We start from the raw sequence: 25,199 nt of genomic DNA, 5'->3' as shown, positions 1-25,199 counted from the left end.
CGCGATAGCTAGCTATCGCTGCGCTTTGCGCCTTGCCCTGCGCGCCGCCCGCGCGTCCTTCGCTCCCAATTTAATCGTTACAGTCCACTAGTTGTTTTTGATAACTATTTGCGAATGACAAGCTTAGCGGATAGCATGGGGAAAACAACTAAGGAGTCTGCAATGCAAAAACCGATGAGCTGGACCGCCCATGAACTGAGCATGACCGTGCTGATGACCCCGGACATGGCCAATTTCTCCGGCAACGTCCACGGCGGCACCATCCTCAAGTACCTGGACAGCGTGGCCTACGCCTGCGCCAGCCGCTATTCGGGCAGCTATGTGGTGACGCTGTCGGTGGACCAGGTGATGTTCCTGCAGCCTATCCACGTGGGCGAGCTGGTGACCTTCCTGGCATCGATCAACTACACCGGCCGCACCTCGATGGAGGTGGGCATCCGCGTGGTGACGGAAAACATTCAACAGCGTCTGGTGCGGCACGCGAATAGCTGCTACTTTACGATGGTGGCGGTGGACGAAAGCCGCAAGCCGGTCGAGGTGCCGCCGCTGGCGCCGGAAACCGAAGAGCAGAAACAGCGCTGGGACCAGGCCCTGCTGCGCAAGCAGGCCCGCCAGATGGTGCATGGAGCGCGCAAGGCCTGAGGAGGCTGTATGGAAATGAAACGCATCAATGCCGGCAAGCTGCGCGCCATCGGGTACGATGCGCGCGACCGCATGCTGCGGGTGGAGTTCGACGACGGCAGCGCCATCGATTATTCGGGCGTGGGCAACGAGGTGTGGCGCAAGCTGTCGACATCGGGCGCCGCGTGGAGCTATTATCGCGATAATATCGAGGATGAATTCACCGGCCGGCGCGGCGTGGTGCGCAAGCCCACCAGCCGCGCCGAGCTGGAAGACCTGTTCAAGCCGCCCGGCGGCGACGCCACTTAACCTGATCCGTATTAATGCTCACTGAATTTATGCTCACCGAAAACGTCCTGGAAAGTCCCGCCGTATTGTCCGACCAGCTGGCCTACGTCGTCCGGACCTCGCCGGTGCATGGCCGGGGCGTGTTCGCCAGCCGCGACATCGCGGTCAGCGAATGCGTGATCGAATACACGGGGCGCGAGATCCCGTGGTCGGAGGCGCTGGAACGCGCGGCCGCGCAGGATATGCCGCACAACCACACCTTCTTCTTCAGCCTGGCCAACGGCAACGTGATTGACGGCGGCGACCAGGGCAACGAGGCGCGCTTCATCAACCACTCGTGCGAGCCCAACTGCCAGGCCATCGAGGACGAGGGCCGCATCTACATCTACGCGCTGCACGACATCAAGCGCGGCGAAGAGCTGAGCTATTCCTATCCGCTGATCTACGACGGCCGCCACACGCCGGCCATCAAGCGTTCCTTCGCCTGCCACTGCGGCGCGCCGGGCTGCACCGGCACCATGCTGGCCCCCAAGAAGCGGCGCCGCAAGCAGACCGCGCATGATTGATTACTGGAGCGTGGCCGGCCGGCTGGTGATTGCGCTGCTGTTCGGCTGCGTCATCGGCATCGAGCGCAACCTGCGCGGCAAGCCCACCGGCATGAAAACCATGGGGCTGGTGGCCCTGGGCGCGGCGCTGGTCACCACGGCCAGCATGGAATTCGCCTCGGTCTCCGGCGAATTCAGCCACGACGCGCTGAGCCGGACCATACAAGGCGTCATCACCGGCATCGGTTTCCTGGGCGCCGGCGTGATCGTATTCCACCACGAGACCTCCAAGATCAAGGGCCTGACCACCGCGGCGTCGATCTGGGTGACGGCGGGCATCGGCATCATCTGCGGCATGGGCGCCTGGCAGGTGGCCGGCATCGGCCTGGTGCTGGTGCTGCTGCTGTTTTTCCTGGGAAATCCGCTGGAGCGCATGCTGCACCGGCGCTGGCTGGGCATGAGCGAAAAGGAAAGGGCGGAAAGCGATCTGCACAACGAATAGGGGTGCGGCGTGCCGCTAGGTCGTCGCCGTTTGCAGCTGCTTGCCCGCGACCAGCAGCTGTTCGAAGGCCGCCACCGGCACCGGCTGGCTGAAGTAATAACCCTGGATCTCGTCGCAGCCGTTCAGCCTCAGGTAATCGAGCTGCGCCGCGCTCTCCACGCCCTCGGCGATCACGCGCAGCTTGAGGTTGTGGGCCAGCGCGATGATGGACACCACGATGGCCGCCTGGTCGTCGGCGCCGATGTCGCTGACGAAGGAGCGGTCGATCTTCAGCACGTCGATCGGGAATTTGCGCAGGTAGGACAGGCTTGAATAGCCGGTGCCGAAATCGTCGATCGACAAGGCCAGGCCCAGCGCCTTGAGCTTGTGCAGCAACTCCACCGCCAGCGCCACGTCGTGCATGAACAGGCCCTCGGTCAGCTCGATGTCCAGGCAGGACGGCGGCAGGCCGGTCTGCTCCAGCACCTGGGCGATCGAGGCCAGCAGGTTCGGCTCGCCGAACTGGCGCGGCGACAGGTTGACCGCGATCCGCAGTGGCCCATGGCCGGCGTCCTGCCAGGCCTTGGCCTGCGCGCAGGCGGTGGCCAGCACCCAGGCGCCGATCGGCACGATCAGGCCGGTCTCTTCGGCCAGGCCGATGAAGCGGTCGGGCGCCACCATGCCCAGCTCGGGATGCCGCCAGCGTATCAGCGCCTCCATGCCGACCACGCGGCCGCTGCGCAGGTCCACCTGCGGCTGGTAGTGCAGCACGAATTCGTCGCGCTCGAGCGCGCTGCGCAGCGCCGTCTCGATGCGCACCCGCTCCAGCGCCTCCTCGTTCATGGCCGGCTGGTAGAACTGCGTGTTGTTGCGGCCCAGCTTCTTGGCGCGGTACATGGCGATGTCCGCGTGCTCGATCAGGCGCTGCGCCGGCGTGCCGTCCGGGTCGTAGACCGCCACGCCGATCGAGCAGGTGACGAAGAACTCCTTGCCCTCCAGCAGCACCGGCTGCGCCACCGCCCGCATGATGCGCTGGGTGACGTCCAGCGACAGCGCCTCGTCCGGGTACTCGGTGAGGATGGCGACGAACTCGTCGCCGGACAGGCGCGCCACGGTGTCGCTTTCGCGCACGCTGTCCTGCAGGCGCTGGGCCACGGTCTTGAGCAGCAGGTCGCCGGCCTTGTGGCCCAGGCTGTCGTTGACGAACTTGAAGCGGTCCAGGTCGATCAGCATCACCCACAGCGGGATGCCGCTGCGGTTGGCGAAGGCGGCCGCCTGCGTCAGCCGGTCCTGCAGCAGCACGCGGTTGGGCAGGCCGGTCAGCACGTCGTGGTGGGCGATGTGGTGGATGCGCTGCTCGGAGAGCTTGCGCTCGGTGATGTCGGTGCCGGTGCCGCGATAGCCCTTGAACGCGCCGTCCTGGTCGAACAGCGGCTCGCCGCTGATGCTGAACCAGTGCTGCTGGCCGTCGGTGCCGGGCAGCGCGTAGTCGAAGTTGAGGAAGGGCTGGTGCGCCTCCAGCAGCGCGATATGGTCCTGCCCCCAGCGCGCCTGCAGCATTTCGGGATGGTGTTCCCAGCGCGTCTTGCCGATGAAGTCGTCGGGGTCCTGCTTGCCCTTGTCGAAGAAGCCGCCGGTGATGCTGGTGAAGCGGAATTGCTCGTCCTGCTCCCAGTACCAGTCGGACGACAGCGCCAGCAGGCGGCGGAAGCGCAGCTCGCTTTCCTGCAACGCCTGCTCGGTGCGCTTGCGGGCGGCGACGTCGTCGTTCAGGCGCTCGTTGCTCAGCTGCAGGGCGCGGGTGCGCTCGTCCACCAGCCGCTGCACCCGCACCGAGCGGCGCGCCAGCGAGTTGACGAAGGCCGTTGTCAGCAGCGAGAACAGCAGGCCGCCGGTCAGGGTCGACAGCGAACCGAGGTGGTTGGCCAGGAAGGGCGGGGAGCGCGGCGCCACCTGCACGTGCCAGGCCTTGCCGGCCGCGCTGAAGGTGCTGGTGTAGAGGTCGTGGTAATCGAACGCCAGCCAGCGCTGCAGGGGCTTGGCCGCCGCCGTCTGCCCGGCCGGCTGGCCCAGGCTGTAGATCAGGTTGTCCGGCCGGACGTCGTCGCCGACGTAGACCCGCACCACCAGCGAATTGTCGTCCAGCAGGTTGGCGGCATACAGGATCTTGTGGATCAGATCGGTGGAGCGGATGACGGCGCCGGTATTGCCTATCCACGCCGCGCGCCGTTGCGCCGCCGTGGCCGTTTGCGCGCCGGGGCGGTAGACCGGCATCAGCAGCACGAAGCCTTGCTGGTTGCCGCGCTCCTGCACCAGCCGCAGCAGCGGCGTGGCCATGACCGCGCCGGCCGCCACCGCCTGGTTGATGGTGTTGGACATCGGCCCCAGCGACATCACGTCCAGCCCGAACGCCGCCTCGTTGCCGGCCAGCGGCTCCAGGTAGTCGACGATCGCATGCTGCGGCCGCGGCGACAGCGGCAGGCGGCCGCCGTCGAACATCGCGTAGCCGGGATAGCGCTGCTGCAGCGCGGCGGCGTGGCGGCGCGCCTCGTCGTCGTCCAGCACGCGATGGTAGTTGAACGCCTGCACGAAGGGATAGCGCGCCAGCAGCGGCCGGGTGAAGTCGCCGAACTGCTCGCGGCTGACCGGCCCCACCGACTTGAACAAGTCGTTGAGGATGGTGACCAGTTCCAGCGTGTCGTCCAGGCCGCCGCGGATGGCGGCCGCCCGCGCTTGGGCGCGCTGCTGGAAACTGAGTTCCATCTTGCTGTATTCCAGCGCGCTGACCGCCACGAACAGCAGGCCGGTGACGGCCATCCCGGTGACCAGGGTCAGCGTCGCGGCCAGCGAGAACGGCGGTGACTTGACGAACGGCGGCATGCGGCGCTTTCTGTGGGGGACAGCCGGGCTGGCGGATGAAACTAGTTTGTCACAAGTCGTGCTTTTGTGACAGTAATTTGGGTTGCCCGGCCCATGGCGATTGTCTTATGCAAGCCACGCTCCGGCGCCCCAGCGCAGGCGCAGCACGATCCAGTGCGCCAGCAGGCGGTTGAACAGGGCGAAGCCGAGGCCGTGGCTGCGCGCCACCTTCTGCTGCATGGCCAGCGCCGGCGACGGCTGGCCGCCCTTGACCGCGAACAGGATGCGGTTGTTGCCGGCGATGCCGCGGAACCAGCAGATGCGGCCCTGGAAGGTCTCGCGCAGGCGCCGCAGCATGGGGCCGTACTGCGGATCGTAGCTGAAGATATTGGCCACCATCACGCCGCCGGGCCGCAGCGCGCGGCGGCAGTCGGCGTAGAAGGCGGCGCTGCCCAGCGCCGGCGGCAGGCCGTCGGCGTCGAAGCCGTCCACCAGCAGCACGTCGGCGGCGCCGTTCAGGCCGGCCATGTAGGCGGTGGCGTCGGCCTGGATGATGCGGAAGCGCGCGTTGTCGCGCGGGATGGCGAACTGGTCGCGCAGGGCGATCACGTCGGCGCGCAGCTCCAGCACGGTGATGCGGCTGTGCGGCAGGTAGCGGTAGCAGAACTTGGCCAGCGAACCGCCGCCCAGCCCGACCATGACGATGTGCTCCGGCTGAGGCTGGAACAGCACAAAGCACATCATCGCGCGCGCGTAGCTGAGCACGAGGTCGTCGGGCCGCGACAGGCGCATCTCGCTCTGGACCATACCGGGCTGGAATTCCAGCGAGCGCTTGTCGCCGCGCGTATGCACTTGCGGCGGGTGGGAGGGCGGGGGAACGGTCATATTGTGGATCTGCCAGGTCAATTTATAGTAGCATGCCGGCCAGTAAGCCACATTGCATTTACAGAAGCAACATTTGTAGGTACATTGGCGATAGCATAGGCCAGCCCGTCCGGCGGCCCCCTTGGAGACAGAGACGATGTTTTTAGACCACCCCACGCTTACCGCCACCAACAGCTTCACCGAGCCTGACCGCCTGGAGCGGCTGACCCGCGTCTATGGCTACGTGGTGGCGCTGGCCGACATGGCCGGCAAGCAGTCCTTTATCGAAAAAGTCAGCCAGATGCACGACCACAAGGGCACGCTGATCGTGTTCTGGCACGACGCCCCGACCGACGACGAAAAAGCCTATTTCGCCCAAGCCTGGGCCAGCAAGATGGGCGACGGCAGCACCAACGTCGAGCACGAGGTCTGACCCGCCCCAGGTCATGGATATAAAAACCCTGGTACTGGCGCTGGCGCTGGGCAATCTGAGCCTGTGCGCGGCGCTGTTCTTTTTTGAGCAGGAGCGGCGCCGCGACGGGCTGCCGGCGGCGGCCGCCACCTGGGGCATGGCCAAGCAGTGCCAGGCCGTGGCCTGGGGCCTGCTGTTCCTGCGCGGCACGCTGCCGGACTTCCTGACCATCCCGGTCGCCAACGCCCTGCTGTTCGCCGGCTACGCGCTGGACGCCTCGGCGCTGTGGGAGCAGGCCGGGCGCCGCGTCTGGCGGCGCTACCTGCTGCCGGCGCTGGGCGCGGCGATCGGCGTGTTCGCCGGCGCCTGGCTGCTGGAGCTGCCGGCCGCCACGCGCATCGCCGTCGCCTCGCTGATCGTCGGCTTCTTCTTCATTGCCGGCGCCGCCGCGCTGGGCCGGGGCTGGCGCGCCGGCACCCTGCTGCGGCGCTACCTGGTGCTGTCCTCGCTGCTGCTGGCGCTGGCCGTGATGGCGCGCGGCCTGCTGACGGCGCTGCTGCCGGGCGGCTGGGGCTGGGTCAGCCCGGCGCTGATCCAGGGCGTCGGCATCGCCGCGCTGTACCTGATGATGTTGTGTAACGCCTTCGGCTACCTGTTGCTGACCCGCGAGCAGCAACAAGGCGAGCTGGCGCGGCTGGAAGTGGTGGACGCCCTGACCGACGTGCCGAACCGGCGCGGCTTCTACCAGACGCTGACGCCGTGGATCGCGCTGGCGCGCCGGCCCGGCATGCCGACCGCGCTGATCATCCTCAACCTGGACCATTTCAAGCGCGTCAACGACAACTATGGCCACCCGGTGGGCGACCTGGTGCTCAAGGCCATGGTCGACGTCTGCAAAAAACAGCTGCGCGACAGCGACCTGATGGGCCGCCTGGGCGGCGCCGAATTCGCCATCCAGCTGCCGCGCACCTCGCTGGAGGACGCGCTGACGGTGGCCGAGCGCATCCGCAACGCCGTCGCGGCGCAGCCGGTGAAGGCGGAAAAAGCCGTCATCAACATGACCGCCAGCCTGGGCGTGACCACCATCCGCGCCGACGACACCACCGTCAGCCTGTTCAAGCGCGCCGACGAGGCGCTGCAAGTGGCCAAGCAGGCCGGCCGCAACCGCGTGGCCGAAGCGCAGGCCGGCGCCGGAGCGCTGGAAGCCTGAATTGCCACATCCCTGTCATCAGCCGGTAACAAACTGCGCTTATCGTGATTATAATCATGTAAATCGTTTAGTTTGATTCATCCGCGAGCCTTCGTTGCCGTTTGCCGAGAGAGGCTTTCAAATATGTACGCAGCAGTAGATCTGGGTTCCAACAGTTTTCGTCTCCACATCGGCAAGCATGACGGGGAGGCGATCCGCGTCCTGAAATCCGTGCGCGAGCCTATCCGCCTGGCCGCGGGGCTGGACGACAAGGGCAACCTGAGCGCCGCCGCCATGCAGGCCGCGCTGGCCTGCCTGAAGAACTTCCGCGCCGTGCTGGCAGCCTACAAGCTCGATAGCGTGCGGGTGGTGGCCACGTCGGCCATGCGGGTGGCGCGCAATTCCGCCGCCTTCCTGCCCGAAGCCGAACTGGCGATCGGCCACCCGATCGAGATCATCTCCGGCGAGGAGGAGGGGCGCCTGATCTACATGGGCGTGGCCAACGCGCTGGCGCTGCCGGGCGAACGGCGGCTGGTGATCGACATCGGCGGCGGCTCCACCGAGTTGATACTGGGGCGCGGCCAGGAGATCGAGCGGGTCGAATCGTTCAGCGTCGGCACGGTCAAGCAAAGCCTGTCGTTCTTCATCGGCGGCCGGGTTGACGGCCCCTCGTTCGAGGCGGCCATCCTGTCGGCGCGCAGCCATTTCGAGGACGCCGCGCCGCCTTATCATCCGCAGTACTGGAAGCAGTGCTACGGCTCCTCCGGCACCGCCCGCACCATCGCCGACATCATCGTCAAGAACGGCATCGGCCGCGAAGTCAATATCAACACGCTCGCCGCGCTCAAGCAGCGCTTCATCGAATTCGGCCACGTCAGCCGGATCGAGATGGCCGGCCTGCGCCCGGACCGCGCCGGCACCATCATCGGCGGCCTGGCGATCCTGATAGGACTGGTGCGCGAGCTCGATATCCCGGTGGTGCAGCCGATCGAGGCCGGCCTGCGCATGGGCGTGATGTGGGACCTGCACCTGCGTTCGACCAAGCGTGACCGCCGCGAACAGTCGGTGCAGGCCTGCCTGGTCAGGTTCCATTGCGACGAGCGGCGCGCCAACCGCGTGGCCGACGACGCGCTGGCGCTGTACATGCAGACCAAGCCGGCCGGCGACCAGTACACCCGCCACCTGTACTGGAGCGCGCTGCTGCACGAGATGGGCATGGTGGTGTCGCACACCGGCTACCACAAGCATGCCGCCTACATGATCGAGAACGCCGACCTGCCGGGCTTCACCGCGCGCGAGCAGAAGACCATGGGCCGTTTGATCGCCGCCCACAAGGGCAACCTGCGCAAGGTGGCCGAGGCGCTGGCGGAGCCGGACTTCGTCAAGGCGGTGGTGGCGCTGCGGCTGGCGGTGCTGTTCATGCACTCGCGCATGGATGTCGACTTCACGCTGATCAAGCTGCGCATGAAGAGCCGCATCGAGCTGGAAATCCGCCGCGAGTGGATAGGCGACCATCCCACCCTGTCCTACTGGCTCGAGAAGGAGCAGGAGCAGTGGGATGAAGTTGGAGTAGACTTCAGCATCCGCACCATCGGCTAATCGCAGGGGAGGTCCATGACGAACGACGGCATCTATCGCAGCTGCGCCGGCGCATTGCTTGCGCTGCCCCTGGCGCTGGCGCTGCTGTCGCTGGCATCGCCGGCCGGCGCGGCCGGCAAGAAGGAGGGCGTCGTCCTGTGCTTCGAGCAGCAGGACGTGCGGCCGTGGCGCACCGAGCAGGGTGGCGGCCTGAATTTCGCGCTGCTCAAGATGGTCGAGCAGCGGCTCGACATCCGCTTCGATTACCAGAGCATCCCATGGAAGCGCTGCCTGGCCGAGCTCAAAGCCAACGCCGTCGACGGCGCCTTCGCCGTCAGCTACAAGCCGGACCGGCGCGAGCTGGGCGAGTATCCGGGCGGCCAGCAGATCGACGCCAGCAAACGCATGCACATCGACAGCTACGTCGTGGTACGCAAAAAAGGCAGCAAGGTCGAATGGGATGGCAAGAGCTTCCGCAACCTGGACGGCGCCATCGGCTTCCAGCTGGGCTACTCGGTGGGCGACGTGCTGCGCGCGCAGAACGTCGAGGTGGACGAGGGCAGCCAGCGCGCCGACGAACTGGCGCGCAAGCTGATCGCCGGCCGCATCGCGGCGGCGGCGATCGGCGGCAGCGACGCCCACGGCTTGATGCACGGGCCGCTGGCACCGCAGCTGGAGGAACTGCCCATCCCCATCATCGAGAAGCCGTACTTCCTGATCCTCTCGCACGGCATGGTGGCGGCGCGGCCGCAGCTGGCGGAGCGCATCTGGCAAGCCATCGAGGAAGCCCGCAACAGCGCGGCCTACCACAAGCTGGAAGCGGCCGAAGGAGTGCGTCATTGATGCGCCGGCGCATGTGCTGGAGCCGGCGTTGAGCGGCGGCCTGCTGGCGCGCCTGCGCCGCGCCTGGCGCCGCAACATCCTGCTGCGGCTGGGCTTTGGCATCTTCGTGTCGGTGGCCGTGTCCACCGCCATCTACACCACGTATGTGATGCAGACGCTCAGGAGCGAGGCCGAACAAAACCTGCGTGAACGCGCCGAACGGCTGGCGGCGGTGCTGTCGCAGGCGCTGGCGCGGCCGCTGTTCGACATCAACAGTGCGGCCGTCTCCAGCGTGGTCGACGCCTCCGGCGCCACGCCGGAGGTGCTGGTGCTGCGGGTGCTGGCGCCCAACGGCGCGGAACTGGCCAGCTATGTCTCGCCGCTGCGCGAGCCGGTGGCGGCGATCAAGGTGCACCGCGACATCAGCTTTACCGACGTCCGCCGCAGCTATCCGGTCGGCTCCATCGACCTGGCTTTCTCGCGCCAGCAGATCGACCAGGACCTGCGGCGCCAGATCTACAACACGGTGGCCGCCAACCTGCTGCTGGCGCTGGGCATCGTGCTGTCGATCTTCGTGGTGGGACGGCGCGCGGCGCGGCCGTTCGCCGACATCCAGGGCGGCCTGGAAAAGCTGACGCGCGGCGAGACCGACATCAAACTCTCCGGCATCGGCCGCGAGGACCAGGTGGGACGCCTGTCCAGCGCCGTGCTGCGCTTCCGCGACACGCTGACCCGGCTGCGCGACGCCGAGCAGGAACTGCGCGAGTTGAACAACGACCTGGAACTGCGCATCGCCGCCCGCACCGCGGAGCTGACCAGCTCCATGCGGCAGCTGGGCGACAGCCAGGCCAAGCTGCAAACCATCCTCGACACCGCGCTCGACGCGGTGGTGCGCATGGACCTGGCCGGCCGCATCGTCGGCTGGAACGCGCAGGCCGAGCGCATCTTCGGCTGGAGCCGTGAAGAGGCGCTGGGCCTGGCGCTGGACCAGACCATCATCCCGGCGCGCTACCGCTACGACCACCGGCGCGGCATGCAGCGCTACATTGCCGGCGGCGGCAGCGCCCCCGTGCTCGACGCCCGCATCGAGGTGGCGGCGCTGCGCCGCAACGGCGAGGAGTTCCCGATCGAGCTGGCGATCACCCAGGTCAAGTCGGAAGGGCAGGACAGCTACGAGTTCTGCGCCTTCATCCGCGACATCAGCGACCGCCGCGAGCGCGAGCAAAAGCTGGTCAGCGCCAATGTGGCGGCGGAGGCGGCCAACATCGCCAAGTCGGAATTCCTGGCCAATATGAGCCACGAGATCCGCACCCCGATGAGCGCCGTGATCGGCATGGCCTACCTGGCGCTGCGCACCGAGTTGACGCCCAAGCAGCACGAATACATCAGCAAGATCCATCGCGCCGCCTTGTCGCTGCTGGGTATCATCAACGACATCCTGGATTTTTCGAAGATCGAGGCGGGGCGGCTGGAGGTGGAGGCGATTCCCTTCGTGCTGGAGGAGGTGCTGGACCACGTCTCCAGCGTGACCGCGCAGCGCGCCGCCGACAAGCACCTGCGCTACCTGGTGTCGACCGCGCCCGACGTGTCGCGCTTCCTGGTGGGCGATCCGCTGCGGCTGGGGCAGGTGCTGGTCAACCTGGCCAACAACGCGGTCAAGTTCACGGCCGAGGGCGAGCTGGAATTGCGCTGCGAAGTCGGTGGCGCCGAGGCCGTGGACGGCAAGGCCACGCTGCGCTTCTCGGTGCGCGACACCGGCATCGGCATGACGCAGCAGCAGAAGGCCAGGTTGTTCCATGCCTTCAGCCAGGCCAACGGCTCGACCACGCGGCACTACGGCGGCACCGGCCTGGGGCTGTCGATTTCGCAGCAGCTGGTGCGGCTGATGGGCGGGCGCATCGAAGTCGAGAGCGAGCCGGATCGCGGTTCGACCTTCCACTTCGACCTTCAGTTCACGCTGTCCGACGCGGCGGCGGTGGCGGTGCAGGCGGCGGTGCACCACGGGCCGGTGGGCGACCTGACGCTGCAGGCGTCGCCGCGCCGCGCGGCGCGCGTGCTGCTGGCCGAGGATAGCCCCGACAACCAGGATGTGACGGTGGAGCTGCTGGAGTTGCAGGGCATCGTGGTCGAGGTGGTGGGCAACGGCCGCGAGGCGCTGGACCGCCTGCAGGCCGCCGATCCCGGCACCTACGACCTGGTGCTGATGGACCTGGGCATGCCGGTGATGAACGGCCACGAGGCCACGCGCCTGCTGCGCCAGGACAGCCGCTTCAGCGAGCTGCCGGTGATCGCACTGACCTCGCACGCGCTGGCCGGCGTGGAGGCGCGCTGCATGGAGGAGGGGATGCAGGACTACATCACCAAGCCGGTCGATCCGCAGCGGCTGTTCAGCGTGTTGTCGCGCTGGCTGGGCGTGTCGATGAAGGCGATACCGCCGCTGCCGCCGCGCGCCGACGCCGGCCAGGTCGATCCGCAGCTGGCGCTGGCCGAACTGCGCGCGCTGCTGGCGGACTTCAGCGGCGACAGCGTGGACTATTTCGGCAGCGTGCAGGCAGCGCTGGCGGCGCTGCTGCCGCCGGTGACGATGAGCCGCCTGGCCGGCCATATGGCGCATTATGAATTCGAGGCCGCCGGAAAACTGCTGGCGGCGGTAGCTGGAGAACAGGAGGGACCATGAACGAGAAAACCAAGCGGCCGACCATATTGATCGTCGACGACACGCCGGACAATATCACGCTGCTGTCCAATCTGCTGAAGGACAAGTACAACACCAAGGTCGCCACCAGCGGCGCGACGGCGCTGCAAATTGTCGCGGCCTCGCCGGTGGACCTGATCCTGCTCGACATCATGATGCCGGAGATGGACGGCTTCGAGACGTGCCGCCGCCTCAAGGCCGATGCGCACAGCAGCGCCATTCCAGTGCTGTTCCTGACGGCGAAAAGCCAGTCCGAGGACGAGGCCATGGGGCTGAGCCTGGGCGCTGTGGATTTCTTGCGCAAGCCCGTCAATCCCGACATTTTATTTGCCCGCGTCGCCCTGCATTTGCGTTAGGACAAGCAAAAAATACGTAAATGATATATATTGTTTATATTGTTGATTAAAAAACGGAGTTGATATGAACAAACCTGTCAGTGGCGCGTTGAATGGAAAAGAACCTGCAACGCCGAAAAAGCCGGCCGTAAAGCCGGTTTCCAAGACGGCCGCCAAGCCGGTGGCCAAGGCCGCAGTCAAGCCTGCCGCGCCTAAAGCCGCCGCCAAGCCGGCCGCAGCGAAGGCCGCGCCGAAAGCCGCCGCCAAGCCAGCCGCCGCCAACGCCGCGCCTAAGGTAGCACCCAAGGCAGCACCCAAGGCCGCGGCCAAACCAGCCGCCAAAACAGCTCCCAAGGCCGCCGCCAAGCCCGCACCAAAAGCCGCCGCCAAGGCCGCCCCGAAGGCCGCAGCCGCCAAACCGGCCCCGGTGGACGCCACCAAGGACAAAACCCGCAAGGAAAAGCTGGTGCGCGACAGCTTCACCATGCCGGAACAGGAATATGCGGTGCTCGGCCAGGTCAAGAAAGCCTGCCTGAAGGCCGGCTTTGAAATCAAGAAAAGCGAATTGCTGCGCATCGGCGTGGCCCTGATCAGCCAGATCGATCTTGCTACGCTGCAAAATGTGTTGGCAGGCCTGCCGCAATTGAAGACCGGCCGTCCAAAGAAGGACTAAATAAAAAAACAACACTTCGGCCCATGTCACGGAACTGACACCACCTTGTCATTTTCCTGAAGTATTCGACCGTTACGCTTGCTTCGTCTCCCACAGAAAGGATGAAGCATGCAAACTTCGATCATACAAGCCGACGTCCGAGCAACGTCCGGTAAGCTCGTACTCAGTATGGCAAGCACACCGGAGGAGCTGCGCGAAGTACAGCGCCTGCGCTACAAGGTGTTCATCGAAACGATGGGATTGAGTTCGCTGGTCCGCGAGGATGGCCTGGACAGCGACGAATTCGACGAACACTGCGATCACCTGATCGTGCGTGATTCGAGCACGCTCAAGGTGGTGGGCACCTACCGCCTGCTGAGCGCGGCGCGCGCCCGCAAGCTGGGCCGCGTCTACTCCGAGGGCGAGTTCGACCTGGGCCGCCTGAACAACCTGCGCGGCCGCATGGTTGAAGCGGGGCGCGCCTGCATCCATCCCGACTACCGTGGCGGCAGCGTCATCATGTTGCTGTGGTCCGGCCTGGCCGAATACATGCGCCGCGAGAACTGCGACTACCTGGCCGGCTGCGCCAGCATCAGCCTGGCCGACGGCGGCCACAATGCGGTGGCCGTCTACCAGTCGCTGGCCGGCGCCCACCTGGCGCCGTCCGAATACCGCGTCACGCCGCACCTGCCGTTCCCGTTCTCGAAGCTGGAAGCCGCGCAGAAGCCGCAAGTGCCGCCGCTGCTGAAGGGCTATATGCGTTCGGGCGCCTGGATTTGCGGCGAACCGGCCTGGGATCCCGATTTCGAAAGCGCCGACCTGTTCCTGCTGCTGCCGCTGGCCAACCTGGACGGCCGCTACGCCCGCCACTACGGCGTGGCCGGCGAACCACTGGCTGCCTGAGCTCAGCCGGCCCCGTGTAGAATAAGCTGTTGAGCTTATTCTGCGGGGCGGTGATGAAGTTTGAGACAGGGACGGAACGAACTGGATTGCAGGAGCGGTCTGTGTTGCGCCGTCGCGGCACGGCGCAGCAGGACGCCAGCCGCACCACCGACCGCGTTGCCGAGGAAGCCCCGGTGGCGCTGGTCTTCAATGGCATTTCGCATGCCGTCATGATGGTCACGCCGCGCGAGCTGGAAGCGTTCGCGCTCGGTTTCGCGCTCACCGAAGGCCTGGTCGGCAAGGCCGCCGACGTATTCGACATCGAACTGCGCGAACATGCGCGCAGCTTCGAGGTCGCCCTCACCATCGCCCAGGAAGATTTCATGCAGCTCAAGCAGCAGCGCCGCTCGATGGCGGGCCGCAGCGGTTGCGGCGTGTGCGGCGTCGAGAGCCTGGAGCTGCTCGATCTGCAGCCGGCTCGCATCGACGCGGCGGCGCTGCACGACGCGCACACGCTGCCGCCGGCCATCGCCCGCGCGGCGGCGGAGCTGGGTGCGCACCAGGAGTTGATGCGCGCCACCGGCGGCGTGCACGCCGCTGCATGGTGCGCGGTGGACGGCGCCGTGCTGCGCGTGTGCGAGGACGTGGGCCGCCACAACGCGCTCGATAAACTGATCGGCCACCTGGCGCGCGACGGCGTCGACATGCGGCGCGGCTTCGTTTTCATGTCCAGCCGGGCCAGTTATGAACTGGTGCGCAAGGCGGCGCGCATGCACATCCCGATGCTGGCGACCATCTCCGCCCCCAGCACGCTGGCGATCGACGTCGCCATCGACGCGGGCGTCAAGCTGGTGAGTTTCTGCCGCCAGGACGGCTGCGTCGAATATACTTGACGTCGTTCCCGCGAAAGCGGGAATCCATGCTGAATTGGCTCAACATGGGTCCCCGCTTTCGCGGGGACGACGGCTATTCGGCCGACGACTGCTTGGCCGACAGGTGCAGCAGCACCGGGATCGATTTCGAGGTTGGCGTGCCGGCGCCGTCGGCGGTGCTGTGCAGCGGGACCAGGCCGTTCGTCTCCGGGAAGTAGGAGCCCAGGCAGCCGCGCGGGATGTCGTATTCCACCAGCAGGAAGCGCTCGGCGCGGCGCTCCACGCCGTCGTCCCACACGCTGACCAGGTCCACCCACTGGCCCTTGCGCATGCCCAGCAGCGCCAGGTCCTCGCGGTTGATGAACACCACGCGGCGCAGGCCGAATACGCCGCGATAGCGGTCATCCATGCCGTAGATGGTGGTGTTGTACTGGTCGTGCGAGCGCGCCGTCATCAGCGTCATCAAACGTTCGCCGTGCAGGGCGCGGGCGCGGTGGATGGGGGTGTCGGTGTCGACCGCGCGCGGCAGGAACTGCGCCTTGCCGCTGGCGGTGCGCCATTCGCGCTCGCGCGAGGCCACCTTCAGGTGGAAGCCGCCCGGCTTGGCCACGCGCGCATTGAAGTCGTGGAAATCGTCGAACACTTTTTCGATGGCGTCGCGGATGGCGGCGTAGTTGCTGCCGTAGGCCAGCCAGTCCACCTTGTCGCTGCCCAGCGTGGCGTGCGCCAGGCGGGCGGCGATCATGGTCTCGGACAGCAGGTTGCCGGACGCCGGCGTGTTCATGCCGTACGACAGGTGGACCATGCTCATCGAATCCTCCACCGTCACGCCCTGCGGCACGCCGGCCTGCAGGTCGATCTCGGTGCGGCCCAGCGTCGGCAGGATCAGCGCGTCCTTGCCGTGCACCAGATGGCTGCGATTGAGCTTGGTGGCCACGTGCACCGTCAGGTCGCAGGCGCGCAGCGCGTCGAAGGTCAGCGGCGTGTCCGGCGTGGCCATGGCGAAGTTGCCGCCCATGCCGAAGAAGACTTTCACCTTCCCGTCCAGCATGGCCTGGATGCTTGCCACCGTGTCGTAGCCGTGCGCGCGCGGCGGCTCGAACGCGAACACCTGCTGCATGCGGTCGAGGAAGGCCTTGGTGGGCTTCTCTTCGATGCCCATGGTGCGGTCGCCCTGCACGTTGGAGTGGCCGCGCACCGGGCACAGGCCGGCGCCGAGGCGGCCGATATTCCCGCGCATCATCATCAGGTTGGACAGCATCTGGATCGTCGCCACCGCGCCCTTGTGCTGGGTCAGGCCCATGCCCCAGGTGCAGATGACCCGCTCGCCCTTGATGTAGATGTCGGTCAGCTCGTCGATCTGCGCGCGCGGCACGCCGGACTCGGTCAGCAGCTGGTCCCAGTCCTGGGCGCGCAGGTCCTGCTCGAAGGCTTCGTAGCCGCTGGTGTGGGCGGCGATGAACTCGCGGTCCAGCAGGGAGGCGTGGCCGGCGGCCAGCGCGGCGTCGTCGCGTTCGACCAGGCGCTTGGCGACGGCCTTGATCAGCGCGAAGTCGCCGCTCAGTTTCGGCTGCACGAACATGCTGCTGATGCTGGTGCTGGAATTGGTCAGCATCTCCATCGCGTGCGAAGGGCTGGTGAAGCGTTCCAGGCCGCGCTCGCGCAGCGGATTGATCGAGACGATGGTGGCGCCGCGTTTTGCGCAGTCGCGCAACTCGCCCAGCATGCGCGGGTGGTTGGTGGCTGGGTTCTGGCCGAAGATCAGCAGTGTGTCGGCGTGCTCGAAGTCCTCCAGCGTCACCGTGCCCTTGCCGACGCCGACCGTGCCCGGCAGGCCGCGGCTGGTGGGCTCGTGACACATGTTCGAGCAGTCCGGGAAGTTGTTGGTGCCGTACATGCGCACGAACAGCTGGAACAGGAAGGCCGCCTCGTTGCCGGTGCGGCCGGAGACATAGAACGTGGCTTGGTTCGGGTCGGGCAGGGCCTTCAGGTGGCGGGCGATCAGCGCGAAGGCGTCGTCCCAGGCGATCGGCCGGTACTTGTCGCTGGCGCTGTCGTAGACCATCGGGTCGGTCAGGCGGCCGTGCTGTTCGAGCTGGTAGTCGGATTGCGTCAGCAGCTCGGCCACGGTGTGGGCGGCGAAGAAGTCCGGGCGCACGCGCTTGCTGGTGGCCTCGGCCGCCACCGCCTTGACGCCGTTTTCGCAGAACTCGAAGGTGGACGCGTGCTCGCGGTCCGGCCAGGCGCAGCCGGGGCAGTCGAAGCCGTCCGGCTGGTTTTGCTTGAGCAGTGTTTTGTAGTTGCCGCCGCTAACCTTTTCGCGCACCAGATTGATCGCCACCTGCTTCAATGCGCCCCAGCCTGCGGCTGCGTGTTGGTAGGGTTCGATGCGTCCTTCGGGTTTGGTCTTCTGCATGGCGTGGTTAAGTCGTTCTTGTTGAGCGGAGTATAGTGCAGAATGACGGTTTGAGCTTGAAGGGTGTGTCGCATGGATGAGGAAGTAATGGCCGCGCTGGTCGGCGTGCTGGAGGCGCTGTGGCGCATCAACGCGGAGCGGCCGGACAAACCGTGCACGCTGGCAAAACTGAGCAAGCAGTCGGAGCGCCCGATGTCGGTGCTGCGGCGCCAGCTGACCATGCTGGTCGATGCCGGCTGGGTCGCGCTGGAGCTGGAGGAGGGCGGCGTCGCCGGCACCGTGCTGCTGACCGCGAGCGGCCGCCAGCTGGGCCGGGAGTTGTTCGCCTGAGCGCACGACTTACTCCGTTGGCAGACTTGATTGTTATGACAGCCAGGTATTTTGTGATGGGAGGATGGACACCATGCCGGCGCAGCAGCGCACTGAAGGCCTGACCTGTTCGGAGGTTGCGGAAAATCTCAGCGCCAACGGCCCGAATGAGCTACCCGTTTCGCGCCCGCTCAGTACCTGGCGGTTGCTGCTGGACGTGGTTGCGGAGCCGATGTTCCTGCTGCTGGTGGCGTGCGGCGGTATCTACCTGGTCCTCGGCGATCGGAGCGAGGCCTTGATGCTGCTGGGTTTTGTGTGCATCGTCATCGCCATCACCTTTTTTCAGCAACGACGCACGGAGCGCTCGCTGAGCGCATTGCGCGACCTGTCCTGCCCCCGCGCGCTGGTGATACGCGATGGCAGGCAGGAGCGCGTCGCCGGACGTGAGCTGGTCGTCGGCGACCTGGTCCTGCTGGCCGAGGGCGATCGCGTCCCCGCCGATATCGACCTGTTCACCGCGTCCAATTTGACGGTGGACGAATCCATGCTCACGGGCGAGTCCGAGCCGGTGATCAAGCACGGCGCCGCCGGGGCCGGCGACGCACAGAAAAGCCGGGTCTACTCCGGGACGCTGATCACGCAAGGCACGGCGAGCGGCCTGGTGGTGGCCACCGGATCGCACAGCGCGCTGGGGCGTATAGGCGTATCGCTTGCCACCTTGGGGACGGAGCTCACGCCGATACAACTGGAAACGCGCAAGGTCGTCAAGGCCGTCGCCGCGGGCGGATTGTGCCTGGCCGCCGGCCTGGCGCTGGCCTACTGGTGGCTGCGCGGCGATGCGCTGCAGGGATTGCTGGCCGGCCTGACGCTGGCCATGGCCATCCTTCCCGAGGAATTGCCGGTCATCCTGACGCTGTTCCTCGGGCTGGGCGCATGGCGGCTGGGGCGCGAGCAAATCCTGGCGCGCAGCATCCCCGCCATCGAACTGCTGGGGGCGACGACGGTGCTCTGCGTCGACAAGACCGGCACGCTCACCGCCAACCGCATGCAGGTTGTCCAGCTGTGGTCCGAGCAGTGCGCTTACGACTGCCGCTCCGCCGGCGCCGTCCCGTTGCAGGAGGAGCTGCATGGCCTGCTGGAATACGCTGTGCTGGCGAGCCATCGGCGAGCGTTCGATCCGATGGAGTCGGCCATCGGCCAGACCGGCGCGCGCCTGCTGGCCAACACGGAGCATCTGCACTCCGACTGGACGCTGATCGACGACTATCCGCTGTCGCGCCAGATGCTGGCCATGTCACGGGTCTGGCAATCGCCGGACCGTTCGGAATATCTGATCGCGGCCAAGGGTGCGCCGGAAGCCGTCATCGATCTGTGCCACCTGGAGCCTGCGCGCGCCGCGGCCATCGCGGCGCAAGTCGCGGCGATGGCGGACAGCGGCCTGCGCGTGATCGGCGTCGCCAGCGCCACGTTCCCGGCGGCCAGCCTGCCGGACAACCAGCATGTGTTTGATTTTGTCTTCCTCGGACTGGTCGCGCTGCAGGACCCGGTGCGGCCGGAAGTGCCCCAGGCCGTGGCGCAATGCCACGCGGCCGGCATGCGGGTGGTGATGATTACCGGCGACCATCCGGCCACCGCATGGGCGATCGCGCGCCAGGCCGGCATCGCCACAGGCGCGCAGGGCGGCCTGCTGTCCGGCGCGGACCTGGCGGCGATGGACGACGCGGCGCTGCAGTTGCGGCTGAAGGATACCGATGTCTTTTGCCGCATCGCGCCGGAGCAGAAGCTGCGGCTGGTGCAGGCCTTCCGCCGCGGCGGCGAGATCGTTGCCATGACCGGCGACGGCGTGAACGACGCGCCGGCGCTGAAGGCCGCCAGCATCGGCGTGGCGATGGGCGCGCGCGGCACCGACGTCGCCCGCGAAGCGGCCGCGCTGGTGCTGCTCAGGGACGACTTTTCCTCGCTGCTGCTGGCGGTCCAGCACGGGCGCCGCCTGTTCGCCAACCTGCGCAAGGCGATCGTCTTCATCGTCGCCGTGCACGTGCCCATCGTTGGCCTGTCGATCCTGCCGGTGCTGTTGGGCTGGCCGATGCTGCTGATGCCAGTGCACATACTGTTTCTGCAAATGGTGATAGACCCGGCCTGCTCCATCGTGTTCGAGGCGGAAGCCATGGAGGCCGACGCCATGGTCAGCAAGCCGCGCCGGCCGGACATGCATTTGTTCGATCGCGAAATCCTGGTGCGCGGCCTGCTGCAGGGCGGCGGACTGCTGGCGATGCTGGTGGGGTTTTACCTGGCGGTCAGATGGTCGGGGCAGTCCGGCGATGTCGCGCGCACGACCACGTTTCTGACACTCGTCCTGTCCAACCTGGGCCTGATTTACACCAACCGCAGCTGGTCGCGGTTGTCCTGGCGGCGGGGCGGGGCGTCGAACCGTCCGTTTGCCTGGATCAGCCTGGCGGCCGTGCTGCTGTTGCTGTTGGTGCTATGGGTGGCAACCATCCGCAACCTGTTCGCCTTTTCACTGCCGGGCCTGAAGTTGCTGCTCGCATGCGGGGCAGTCGCCGCGCTGAGCATCGCCTGGTTCGAATTAATAAAGCGCCTGCCGGCGAGATGGAGCGATCCATCCGGGATAGCGGCAAATTGAGTAAGCAACCGAGGAAACGAAATGGAAAAGCAAATGAACTCAGCATTCTGGAAATATCAGCGTCCGGCGATCTGGCTGCATTGGATATCGGCGCTCTTGATCATCGGGCTGTTATGCCTGGGTTGGTACATGATGTCGATTGAGGACGAGCCTGGCGCGGGTTGGTATTTTGATCAGCACAAATCTTTCGGGCTGCTACTGTTCGCGCTCGTCCTGGTTCGCCTCGTCTGGCGTCTAACACACAAGCCCGAGGCATTGCCTGACAGCGTGCCGGTTTGGCAAAGGAAGCTGGCAAGCCTTACCCAGTGGCTGCTTTATGGCTGCATGGTGGGTATGCCCATCGTCGGCATGTTGGGCGCACTCCATACCAAACGGGGTGTGGCTTTATTCGGGATGAAACTCCCGTTCGGGATAGTTCCCAACCATGACGTTGCGGAGCAGTTTTTCGAGGTGCATTCAACATTGGCGGTCGTCCTGACGGCGCTGATCGTGCTCCACGCGCTCGCAGGCCTCAAGCATCTGCTGCTGGACAAGGACCGGGTCTTCCACCGGATCTGGTTCTGAAACGACGATAGAAAATCCGCTTGCAATCCTCCTGGAGGGCGATTACACTTCGATTGTACCGATCGGTACAAACAACATGAAAAGGTAATCAAATGACACGACCACCGCTCCCTCCCTTCACCCGCGAAACCGCGATCCAGAAAGTTCGCCTGGCCGAAGACGGCTGGAACACCCGCAACCCGGAAAAGGTCTCGCTGGCCTACACCGAGGACTGCCGCTGGCGCAACCGCGCCGAATTCGTCACTGGCCGCGCCGCCATCGTCGGCCTGCTGACACGCAAATGGACGCGCGAGCTGGAGTACCGGCTGATCAAGGAATTGTGGGCGTTCGAGGGCAACCGCATTGCGGTTCGCTTCGCCTACGAATACCATGACGACTCCGGCCAGTGGTATCGCGCCTACGGCAACGAGAACTGGGAATTCGCCGAGGACGGCTTGATGCGCCTGCGCCTGGCCAGCATCAACGAAGCGCCGATCGCGGCGGCCGACCGCAAGTTCCACTGGGACCTGAACGGCCCGCGTCCGGCCGACCACCCCGGGCTGAGCGAGTTCGGATTCTGAATGCGCGGTTTTTAAGAAGGCAGACATGGCAAGAACGATGGTTGAACGCGGCGACGTGATCCCGCTGCTGGCGGAAGTGTTTCGGACTTACGGTTTCGAAGGCGCGAGCCTGGCCCGGATTTCCGAAGGCACCAAGCTGGGCAAGGGCAGCATGTATAACTTTTTCCCCGGCGGTAAAGACGAGATGGCGGACGCCGTGCTGGCCGAGATCGACGGCTGGTTCCGCGACCAGGTGTTCCAGCCGCTGCGAACCGCCGACGACGCGGCGCAGGGGATAGAGCGGATGTTTGTCGCGGTCGGCCGCTACTTCGAGTCGGGCCGGAAGGTGTGCCTGGTGGGCGTGTTCGCGCTGGGCCATGAGCGCGACCGTTTCACCGTCAAGGTGCAGGGCTACTTTGCCGAGTGGATCGCCGCGCTGGCCGATGCGCTGGCGCGCGCCGGCCATGACGCCGGGACCGCGCTGGCGCTGGCCGAGGATGCGGTCGGCGCCATCCAGGGCGCGCTGGTGCTGGCGCGCGCCGCCGCCGAGCCGGAACTGTTCATGCGCACGCTGGAGCGCTTGCGGCAGCGCCTGGCCTGGCCAGCGCCATCGCGGTGAACTGTTTGGCAGCTGGCAGGTCAAACTTGTTTTGGCCGCGCCATCATGACCGAACCGCTGACATCAGATATCCTGCTCAGGCAGATTTACCGGAACGTTCGCGATTTCGCGATCTTCACTGTCGACAGGCGTGGCGTCGTCAACAGCTGGAATGTCGGCGCGGAGCTGATCTTCGGCTATACCGCCGCTGAAATCACTGGCAGCGGCATCGAGCGCATCTTCACCGAGGACGACAGGGCGCAAAACCAGCACCTGCAGGAGATGGAGTCCGCCGCAGCCTGCGGCCGCGCGGCCGACTATCGCTGGCATATGCGCAAGGATGGCTCGCTGTTCTGGGCCGACGGCGTGCTGACGCCCATCCCCGACGAGCAGGGCCAGTTGATCGGTTACCTGAAAATCCTGCGCGACATCACCGACCGCAAGCTGGCGCAGGATGAGATCAGCCGGCTCGCCTCGATCGACGTGCTGACGGGGCTGTCCAACCGCGCTTCCTTCGACGCGCACCGGGGGGAAATGGTGGCGCTGGCCGGCCGCACCGGCCAGTTGTTGCTGCTGCTGATGATAGATCTGGACCAGTTCAAGCAGGTCAACGATGTGCTGGGACATCACGCCGGCGACCTGCTGCTGCAGCAGACCGCCCTTCGCCTGCGTTCGGTCAGCCGGGAAAGCGATTTCATCGCGCGGCTGGGCGGCGACGAGTTCGGCCTGTTGCAGCTGCATCCGCCGACGCCGGCCGCCGGCGGCGTGCTGGCGGAAAAGCTGCTGTCCGAACTGGACCGGCCTTTCCTGATCGGCGAGCGCGAAGTGCGCATCAGTGCCAGCATCGGTATTGCCGTCTGTCCGAACGACGCTGCCGATCCGGACGAGCTGCTGAAAAGAGCCGACCTGGCGCTGTACCACGCAAAGAATTCCGGCCGCAACTGCTTCCATTACTACACGGCCGAGCTGGACGAAGTGGCGCACCGCAAAAATGCCGATCACAGCGAACTGCGCTCGCTGATGAAGGCCAAATCGTTCTGGCTGGCCTATCAGCCGATTATCGATAGCGCCAGCGGCCGCACCATCGCCATGGAGGCGCTGCTGCGCGTGCCCGGGCGGCTGGCGGCGCAGTCGGTCGACTACATCATCGAACTGGCGCAGGAAAGCGGGATGCTGCCCGATCTGGGCGCCTGGGTATTCAGCCAGGCCTGCAGGCAGTTGCGGCGCTGGCGGGAGGCCGGCCTGTCCGAGCTGCGCATCTGTGTCAATACCTGCGCCAAGGAACTGCTCGATCCGTCCTACCTGGAGCGGACCGAGCTGGCGCTGCGGGACAACCATCTGGAGGCCTGCGAGGTGGAAGTCGAGCTGACCGAGCGCGACGCGATCGAACTGGAACTCAACGGCAGCAACGTCATCAAGCGGCTGCGGCAGCGCGGCTTCCTGCTGTCGCTCGATGACTTCGGCACCGGCTATTCCTCGCTCAGCTACCTGCGCAAGCTGCCGGTGACGACCATCAAGCTGGATAAGAGCTTTCTGCACGGCGTGCCGGACAACGCCGACGCCAACGCGGTGGCCCGTACCGTGATCCAGCTGGCGCAGAACTTGCGCCTGGGCGTGATCGCCGAAGGTGTGGAAAGCCAGGATCAGGCGCACTTTCTGGAGGCGTTGGGATGCAGCGCGCTTCAGGGACATCTCTATTCCGCCGCGCTGCCGGCCGATCGCGCCACCTCGTGGTTGCGAACCCACGAGACCGCAGCCGCGCCGTCAGCGGCGCCGCATTTAGGCATTTAGACCAGGCCGATGTCACGTCCTTTGGTGCCGAAGATGTGCTCGACCTGTGCGGCATTGAGGCCGTACATGCGCGCGAACAGGCCGCCAAACATGGCGCGGTATTCGTTGAGCACCGGGTAGTCGCGGTTCTGGAACAGCGTGGCCTGCTCCAGCCTTACCTGCTCGCCGCGCACCTTGCCGCCCTGGACGCCGCCGCCAAGCACCCAGTAGACGGTGCCGTGTCCGTGGTCGGTGCCACGGTTGCCGTTCTCGCGGAAGGTGCGGCCGAATTCACTGACGACGATCACCACCGTGTCCTTCCAGTCCGGCCCCATCTCCTGCGCGAAGCCGGCCAGGCCGCGTCCCAGCTCGTCCAGCCGCCCGGCCAGGTAGCCGGTGGCGCCGCCCTGGCCGACGTGGGTGTCCCAGCCGCCGACGTCGACGAAGCCGATGTTGTACTTGTCCTTCATCAGCTTGGCGATGCGGCGCGCTTCCAGCTCGAAGCCCTTGGCCGTGATGGCGTTGCGGTTGGCCGCGTCCATTTCGCCGATCATTTCCTTCATCACGTCCTCGCGCACCGCGAAGCCGTCGCGCACTGGCTGCGACAACGGCGTGCCGTCGTACATGGCGGCGATCAGCTTGGCCTGGCGGGCGTCGACCGAGGGCTTGGCGATGGAACGCAGCGCCATGTTCGGCAGCTGCACGCCGCCCTGCATCACCAGTGGCAGCTGGTCGGTGAAGGAGATGGCGCTGGCACGATCTGCGGTCAGCGTCTGCGCCAGCCGGTTCAGGAAGCCGGAGCGGTAGTCGCGCGTGCGGTCCAGCGCTTGGCCGAGTTCGATGCTGTCCTGGGTTTCGAAGTGGCTGCGCGAGATGTCCTCGGTGCCGGCGAACGGCACGAACGCCGCCTGGCCGGCCGTGAACAGCGGGTAGATGCTGTCGCGCAGGGCGGGGTGCAGGCCCCAGTCGCTGTCGATCGGCAGCGCGGAATTGAGTTCCGCGCTCGGCTTGGGAATGGCGATGTTGGGGCGCACCTGGTAGTAGTACTGGCTGGAGACCGGCACCAGCAGGCTGGTGGCGTCATAGCCGCCGCGCATGAAGACGAACAGCAGCCGGGTCTTGCCGGCCGGGGCGGCCCACAGGTTGCCGGCCATCGCCGGCAGCGCCAGCGCGGACATGGACTTGAGCAGGGTACGGCGTTTCATGGCGCGGTTCCTTGGAAGTTGTTTAAAAATGCCGGCAGCTTCGTTGTGGCGCCTAGCCG

23 protein-coding genes are annotated in these 25,199 nt (G+C 66.2%); 19 read left to right on the top strand and 4 right to left on the bottom strand.

The genetic code is table 11. From position 1 onward, the window contains the following. The first annotated feature begins 162 nt into the window (after window positions 1-162). The 4 genes from ACEN9O_RS29540 to ACEN9O_RS29525 are packed head-to-tail and all read left to right on the top strand — an operon-like array spanning window position 163 to window position 1,956. Window positions 163-642, top strand: a complete 480-nt coding sequence (locus ACEN9O_RS29540) for an acyl-CoA thioesterase (RefSeq protein WP_495615343.1) — start codon at window positions 163-165, stop codon at window positions 640-642. Between the two features lie 9 nt (window positions 643-651). Beyond that, complete coding sequence (locus tag ACEN9O_RS29535) at window positions 652-930, top strand: KTSC domain-containing protein (RefSeq protein WP_495615342.1); 279 nt, start codon at window positions 652-654, stop codon at window positions 928-930. A gap of 14 nt (window positions 931-944) precedes the next feature. Continuing rightward, window positions 945-1,475: an SET domain-containing protein gene (locus ACEN9O_RS29530; RefSeq protein ID WP_495615341.1), complete on the top strand. Its 531-nt coding sequence runs from the start codon at window positions 945-947 to the stop codon at window positions 1,473-1,475. Continuing rightward, a complete protein-coding gene (locus ACEN9O_RS29525) occupies window positions 1,468-1,956 on the top strand; it encodes an MgtC/SapB family protein (protein WP_495615340.1) in 489 nt (162 codons plus the stop codon). The genes ACEN9O_RS29530 and ACEN9O_RS29525 overlap by 8 nt, the downstream gene beginning before the upstream one ends. 15 nt (window positions 1,957-1,971) lie before the next feature. On the opposite strand, the gene ACEN9O_RS29520 is transcribed toward ACEN9O_RS29525, so the two are convergent. Together ACEN9O_RS29520 and ACEN9O_RS29515 are read right to left on the bottom strand one after the other, a co-directional pair. Then, entirely contained in the window at window positions 1,972-4,815 is a 2,844-nt protein-coding gene (locus ACEN9O_RS29520; RefSeq protein WP_495615339.1) for a bifunctional diguanylate cyclase/phosphodiesterase, read from the bottom strand. A gap of 105 nt (window positions 4,816-4,920) precedes the next feature. After that, window positions 4,921-5,679, bottom strand: a complete 759-nt coding sequence (locus ACEN9O_RS29515; RefSeq protein WP_495615338.1) for a spermine/spermidine synthase domain-containing protein — start codon at window positions 5,677-5,679, stop codon at window positions 4,921-4,923. Window positions 5,680-5,815: 136 nt separating this feature from the next. On the opposite strand from ACEN9O_RS29515, the gene ACEN9O_RS29510 reads away from it, so the two are divergent. The 9 genes from ACEN9O_RS29510 (at window position 5,816) to fdhD (ending at window position 15,116) form a co-directional block, all read left to right on the top strand. Next, window positions 5,816-6,091, top strand: coding sequence for a hypothetical protein (locus tag ACEN9O_RS29510; protein WP_495615337.1), 276 nt, complete (start codon window positions 5,816-5,818; stop codon window positions 6,089-6,091). A gap of 13 nt (window positions 6,092-6,104) precedes the next feature. After that, complete coding sequence (locus tag ACEN9O_RS29505) at window positions 6,105-7,280, top strand: GGDEF domain-containing protein (RefSeq protein ID WP_495615336.1); 1,176 nt, start codon at window positions 6,105-6,107, stop codon at window positions 7,278-7,280. A gap of 123 nt (window positions 7,281-7,403) precedes the next feature. Then, window positions 7,404-8,858 carry a Ppx/GppA phosphatase family protein gene (locus tag ACEN9O_RS29500; RefSeq protein WP_495615335.1) on the top strand — a complete coding sequence of 485 codons (1,455 nt, stop codon included), beginning with the start codon at window positions 7,404-7,406 and terminating at the stop codon, window positions 8,856-8,858. A 15-nt stretch (window positions 8,859-8,873) separates the two neighbouring features. After that, window positions 8,874-9,680, top strand: coding sequence for a substrate-binding periplasmic protein (locus ACEN9O_RS29495; RefSeq protein WP_495615334.1), 807 nt, complete (start codon window positions 8,874-8,876; stop codon window positions 9,678-9,680). Between the two features lie 28 nt (window positions 9,681-9,708). Beyond that, complete coding sequence (locus ACEN9O_RS29490) at window positions 9,709-12,336, top strand: ATP-binding protein (protein WP_495615333.1); 2,628 nt, start codon at window positions 9,709-9,711, stop codon at window positions 12,334-12,336. After that, window positions 12,333-12,710, top strand: coding sequence for a response regulator (locus tag ACEN9O_RS29485; RefSeq protein WP_495615332.1), 378 nt, complete (start codon window positions 12,333-12,335; stop codon window positions 12,708-12,710). Before ACEN9O_RS29490 ends, ACEN9O_RS29485 begins: the two co-directional genes overlap by 4 nt. Before the next feature lie 64 nt (window positions 12,711-12,774). Beyond that, window positions 12,775-13,362, top strand: a complete 588-nt coding sequence (locus ACEN9O_RS29480) for a hypothetical protein (protein ID WP_495615331.1) — start codon at window positions 12,775-12,777, stop codon at window positions 13,360-13,362. Between the two features lie 108 nt (window positions 13,363-13,470). Next, a complete protein-coding gene (locus ACEN9O_RS29475) occupies window positions 13,471-14,244 on the top strand; it encodes a GNAT family N-acetyltransferase (protein ID WP_495615330.1) in 774 nt (257 codons plus the stop codon). A 53-nt stretch (window positions 14,245-14,297) separates the two neighbouring features. Beyond that, window positions 14,298-15,116 (top strand): formate dehydrogenase accessory sulfurtransferase FdhD, encoded by an 819-nt coding sequence (gene fdhD, locus ACEN9O_RS29470; protein WP_495615329.1) that lies wholly within the window; start codon window positions 14,298-14,300, stop codon window positions 15,114-15,116. A gap of 73 nt (window positions 15,117-15,189) precedes the next feature. Here the strand turns inward: fdhD and ACEN9O_RS29465 are convergent, their stop codons facing one another. Beyond that, window positions 15,190-17,511, bottom strand: a complete 2,322-nt coding sequence (locus tag ACEN9O_RS29465; RefSeq protein ID WP_495615328.1) for an FdhF/YdeP family oxidoreductase — start codon at window positions 17,509-17,511, stop codon at window positions 15,190-15,192. A 72-nt stretch (window positions 17,512-17,583) separates the two neighbouring features. Here ACEN9O_RS29465 and ACEN9O_RS29460 point away from each other — a divergent pair, with 72 nt between their 5' ends. From ACEN9O_RS29460 to ACEN9O_RS29435, 6 genes are all read left to right on the top strand, one after another. Then, a complete protein-coding gene (locus tag ACEN9O_RS29460; RefSeq protein WP_495615327.1) occupies window positions 17,584-17,841 on the top strand; it encodes an ArsR family transcriptional regulator in 258 nt (85 codons plus the stop codon). A 64-nt stretch (window positions 17,842-17,905) separates the two neighbouring features. After that, window positions 17,906-20,464 (top strand): cation-translocating P-type ATPase, encoded by a 2,559-nt coding sequence (locus ACEN9O_RS29455; RefSeq protein ID WP_495615326.1) that lies wholly within the window; start codon window positions 17,906-17,908, stop codon window positions 20,462-20,464. A 21-nt stretch (window positions 20,465-20,485) separates the two neighbouring features. Then, window positions 20,486-21,028 (top strand): cytochrome b, encoded by a 543-nt coding sequence (locus tag ACEN9O_RS29450; RefSeq protein WP_495615325.1) that lies wholly within the window; start codon window positions 20,486-20,488, stop codon window positions 21,026-21,028. A 92-nt stretch (window positions 21,029-21,120) separates the two neighbouring features. After that, window positions 21,121-21,588: a nuclear transport factor 2 family protein gene (locus ACEN9O_RS29445; protein ID WP_495615324.1), complete on the top strand. Its 468-nt coding sequence runs from the start codon at window positions 21,121-21,123 to the stop codon at window positions 21,586-21,588. A gap of 25 nt (window positions 21,589-21,613) precedes the next feature. Continuing rightward, entirely contained in the window at window positions 21,614-22,186 is a 573-nt protein-coding gene (locus ACEN9O_RS29440) for a TetR/AcrR family transcriptional regulator (RefSeq protein WP_495615323.1), read from the top strand. 45 nt (window positions 22,187-22,231) lie between these two features. Further along, the gene (locus tag ACEN9O_RS29435; RefSeq protein WP_495615322.1) at window positions 22,232-23,956 is read left to right on the top strand and encodes a putative bifunctional diguanylate cyclase/phosphodiesterase; all 1,725 of its coding nucleotides are present in this window, start codon (window positions 22,232-22,234) and stop codon (window positions 23,954-23,956) included. On the opposite strand, the gene ACEN9O_RS29430 is transcribed toward ACEN9O_RS29435, so the two are convergent. After that, on the bottom strand, window positions 23,953-25,140 hold the full coding sequence (locus ACEN9O_RS29430; RefSeq protein WP_495615321.1) for a DUF1501 domain-containing protein: 1,188 nt from the start codon (window positions 25,138-25,140) through the stop codon (window positions 23,953-23,955). The two genes, ACEN9O_RS29435 and ACEN9O_RS29430, sit on opposite strands and share 4 nt — an antisense overlap. Window positions 25,141-25,199 lie beyond the last annotated feature (59 nt).

It is taken from the genome of Duganella sp. Dugasp78 (genome assembly GCF_059491455.1).
This window is presented reverse-complemented; position numbering and strand designations above follow the sequence as displayed.

Bases quoted from the DNA above. Each gene is read 5' to 3' on its own strand.
- fdhD (WP_495615329.1), top strand. From the start codon at position 14,298: ATGAAGTTTGAGACAGGGACGGAACGAACTGGATTGCAGGAGCGGTCT.
- ACEN9O_RS29480 (WP_495615331.1), top strand. From the start codon at position 12,775: ATGAACAAACCTGTCAGTGGCGCGTTGAATGGAAAAGAACCTGCAACG.
- ACEN9O_RS29450 (WP_495615325.1), top strand. From the start codon at position 20,486: ATGGAAAAGCAAATGAACTCAGCATTCTGGAAATATCAGCGTCCGGCG.
- ACEN9O_RS29495 (WP_495615334.1), top strand. From the start codon at position 8,874: ATGACGAACGACGGCATCTATCGCAGCTGCGCCGGCGCATTGCTTGCG.
- ACEN9O_RS29535 (WP_495615342.1), top strand. From the start codon at position 652: ATGGAAATGAAACGCATCAATGCCGGCAAGCTGCGCGCCATCGGGTAC.
- ACEN9O_RS29460 (WP_495615327.1), top strand. From the start codon at position 17,584: ATGGATGAGGAAGTAATGGCCGCGCTGGTCGGCGTGCTGGAGGCGCTG.
- ACEN9O_RS29510 (WP_495615337.1), top strand. From the start codon at position 5,816: ATGTTTTTAGACCACCCCACGCTTACCGCCACCAACAGCTTCACCGAG.
- ACEN9O_RS29500 (WP_495615335.1), top strand. From the start codon at position 7,404: ATGTACGCAGCAGTAGATCTGGGTTCCAACAGTTTTCGTCTCCACATC.
- ACEN9O_RS29505 (WP_495615336.1), top strand. From the start codon at position 6,105: ATGGATATAAAAACCCTGGTACTGGCGCTGGCGCTGGGCAATCTGAGC.
- ACEN9O_RS29485 (WP_495615332.1), top strand. From the start codon at position 12,333: ATGAACGAGAAAACCAAGCGGCCGACCATATTGATCGTCGACGACACG.
- ACEN9O_RS29525 (WP_495615340.1), top strand. From the start codon at position 1,468: ATGATTGATTACTGGAGCGTGGCCGGCCGGCTGGTGATTGCGCTGCTG.
- ACEN9O_RS29540 (WP_495615343.1), top strand. From the start codon at position 163: ATGCAAAAACCGATGAGCTGGACCGCCCATGAACTGAGCATGACCGTG.
- ACEN9O_RS29445 (WP_495615324.1), top strand. From the start codon at position 21,121: ATGACACGACCACCGCTCCCTCCCTTCACCCGCGAAACCGCGATCCAG.
- ACEN9O_RS29520 (WP_495615339.1), bottom strand. From the start codon at position 4,815: ATGCCGCCGTTCGTCAAGTCACCGCCGTTCTCGCTGGCCGCGACGCTG.
- ACEN9O_RS29530 (WP_495615341.1), top strand. From the start codon at position 945: ATGCTCACTGAATTTATGCTCACCGAAAACGTCCTGGAAAGTCCCGCC.
- ACEN9O_RS29430 (WP_495615321.1), bottom strand. From the start codon at position 25,140: ATGAAACGCCGTACCCTGCTCAAGTCCATGTCCGCGCTGGCGCTGCCG.
- ACEN9O_RS29435 (WP_495615322.1), top strand. From the start codon at position 22,232: ATGACCGAACCGCTGACATCAGATATCCTGCTCAGGCAGATTTACCGG.
- ACEN9O_RS29455 (WP_495615326.1), top strand. From the start codon at position 17,906: ATGGACACCATGCCGGCGCAGCAGCGCACTGAAGGCCTGACCTGTTCG.
- ACEN9O_RS29465 (WP_495615328.1), bottom strand. From the start codon at position 17,511: ATGCAGAAGACCAAACCCGAAGGACGCATCGAACCCTACCAACACGCA.
- ACEN9O_RS29440 (WP_495615323.1), top strand. From the start codon at position 21,614: ATGGCAAGAACGATGGTTGAACGCGGCGACGTGATCCCGCTGCTGGCG.
- ACEN9O_RS29515 (WP_495615338.1), bottom strand. From the start codon at position 5,679: ATGACCGTTCCCCCGCCCTCCCACCCGCCGCAAGTGCATACGCGCGGC.
- ACEN9O_RS29475 (WP_495615330.1), top strand. From the start codon at position 13,471: ATGCAAACTTCGATCATACAAGCCGACGTCCGAGCAACGTCCGGTAAG.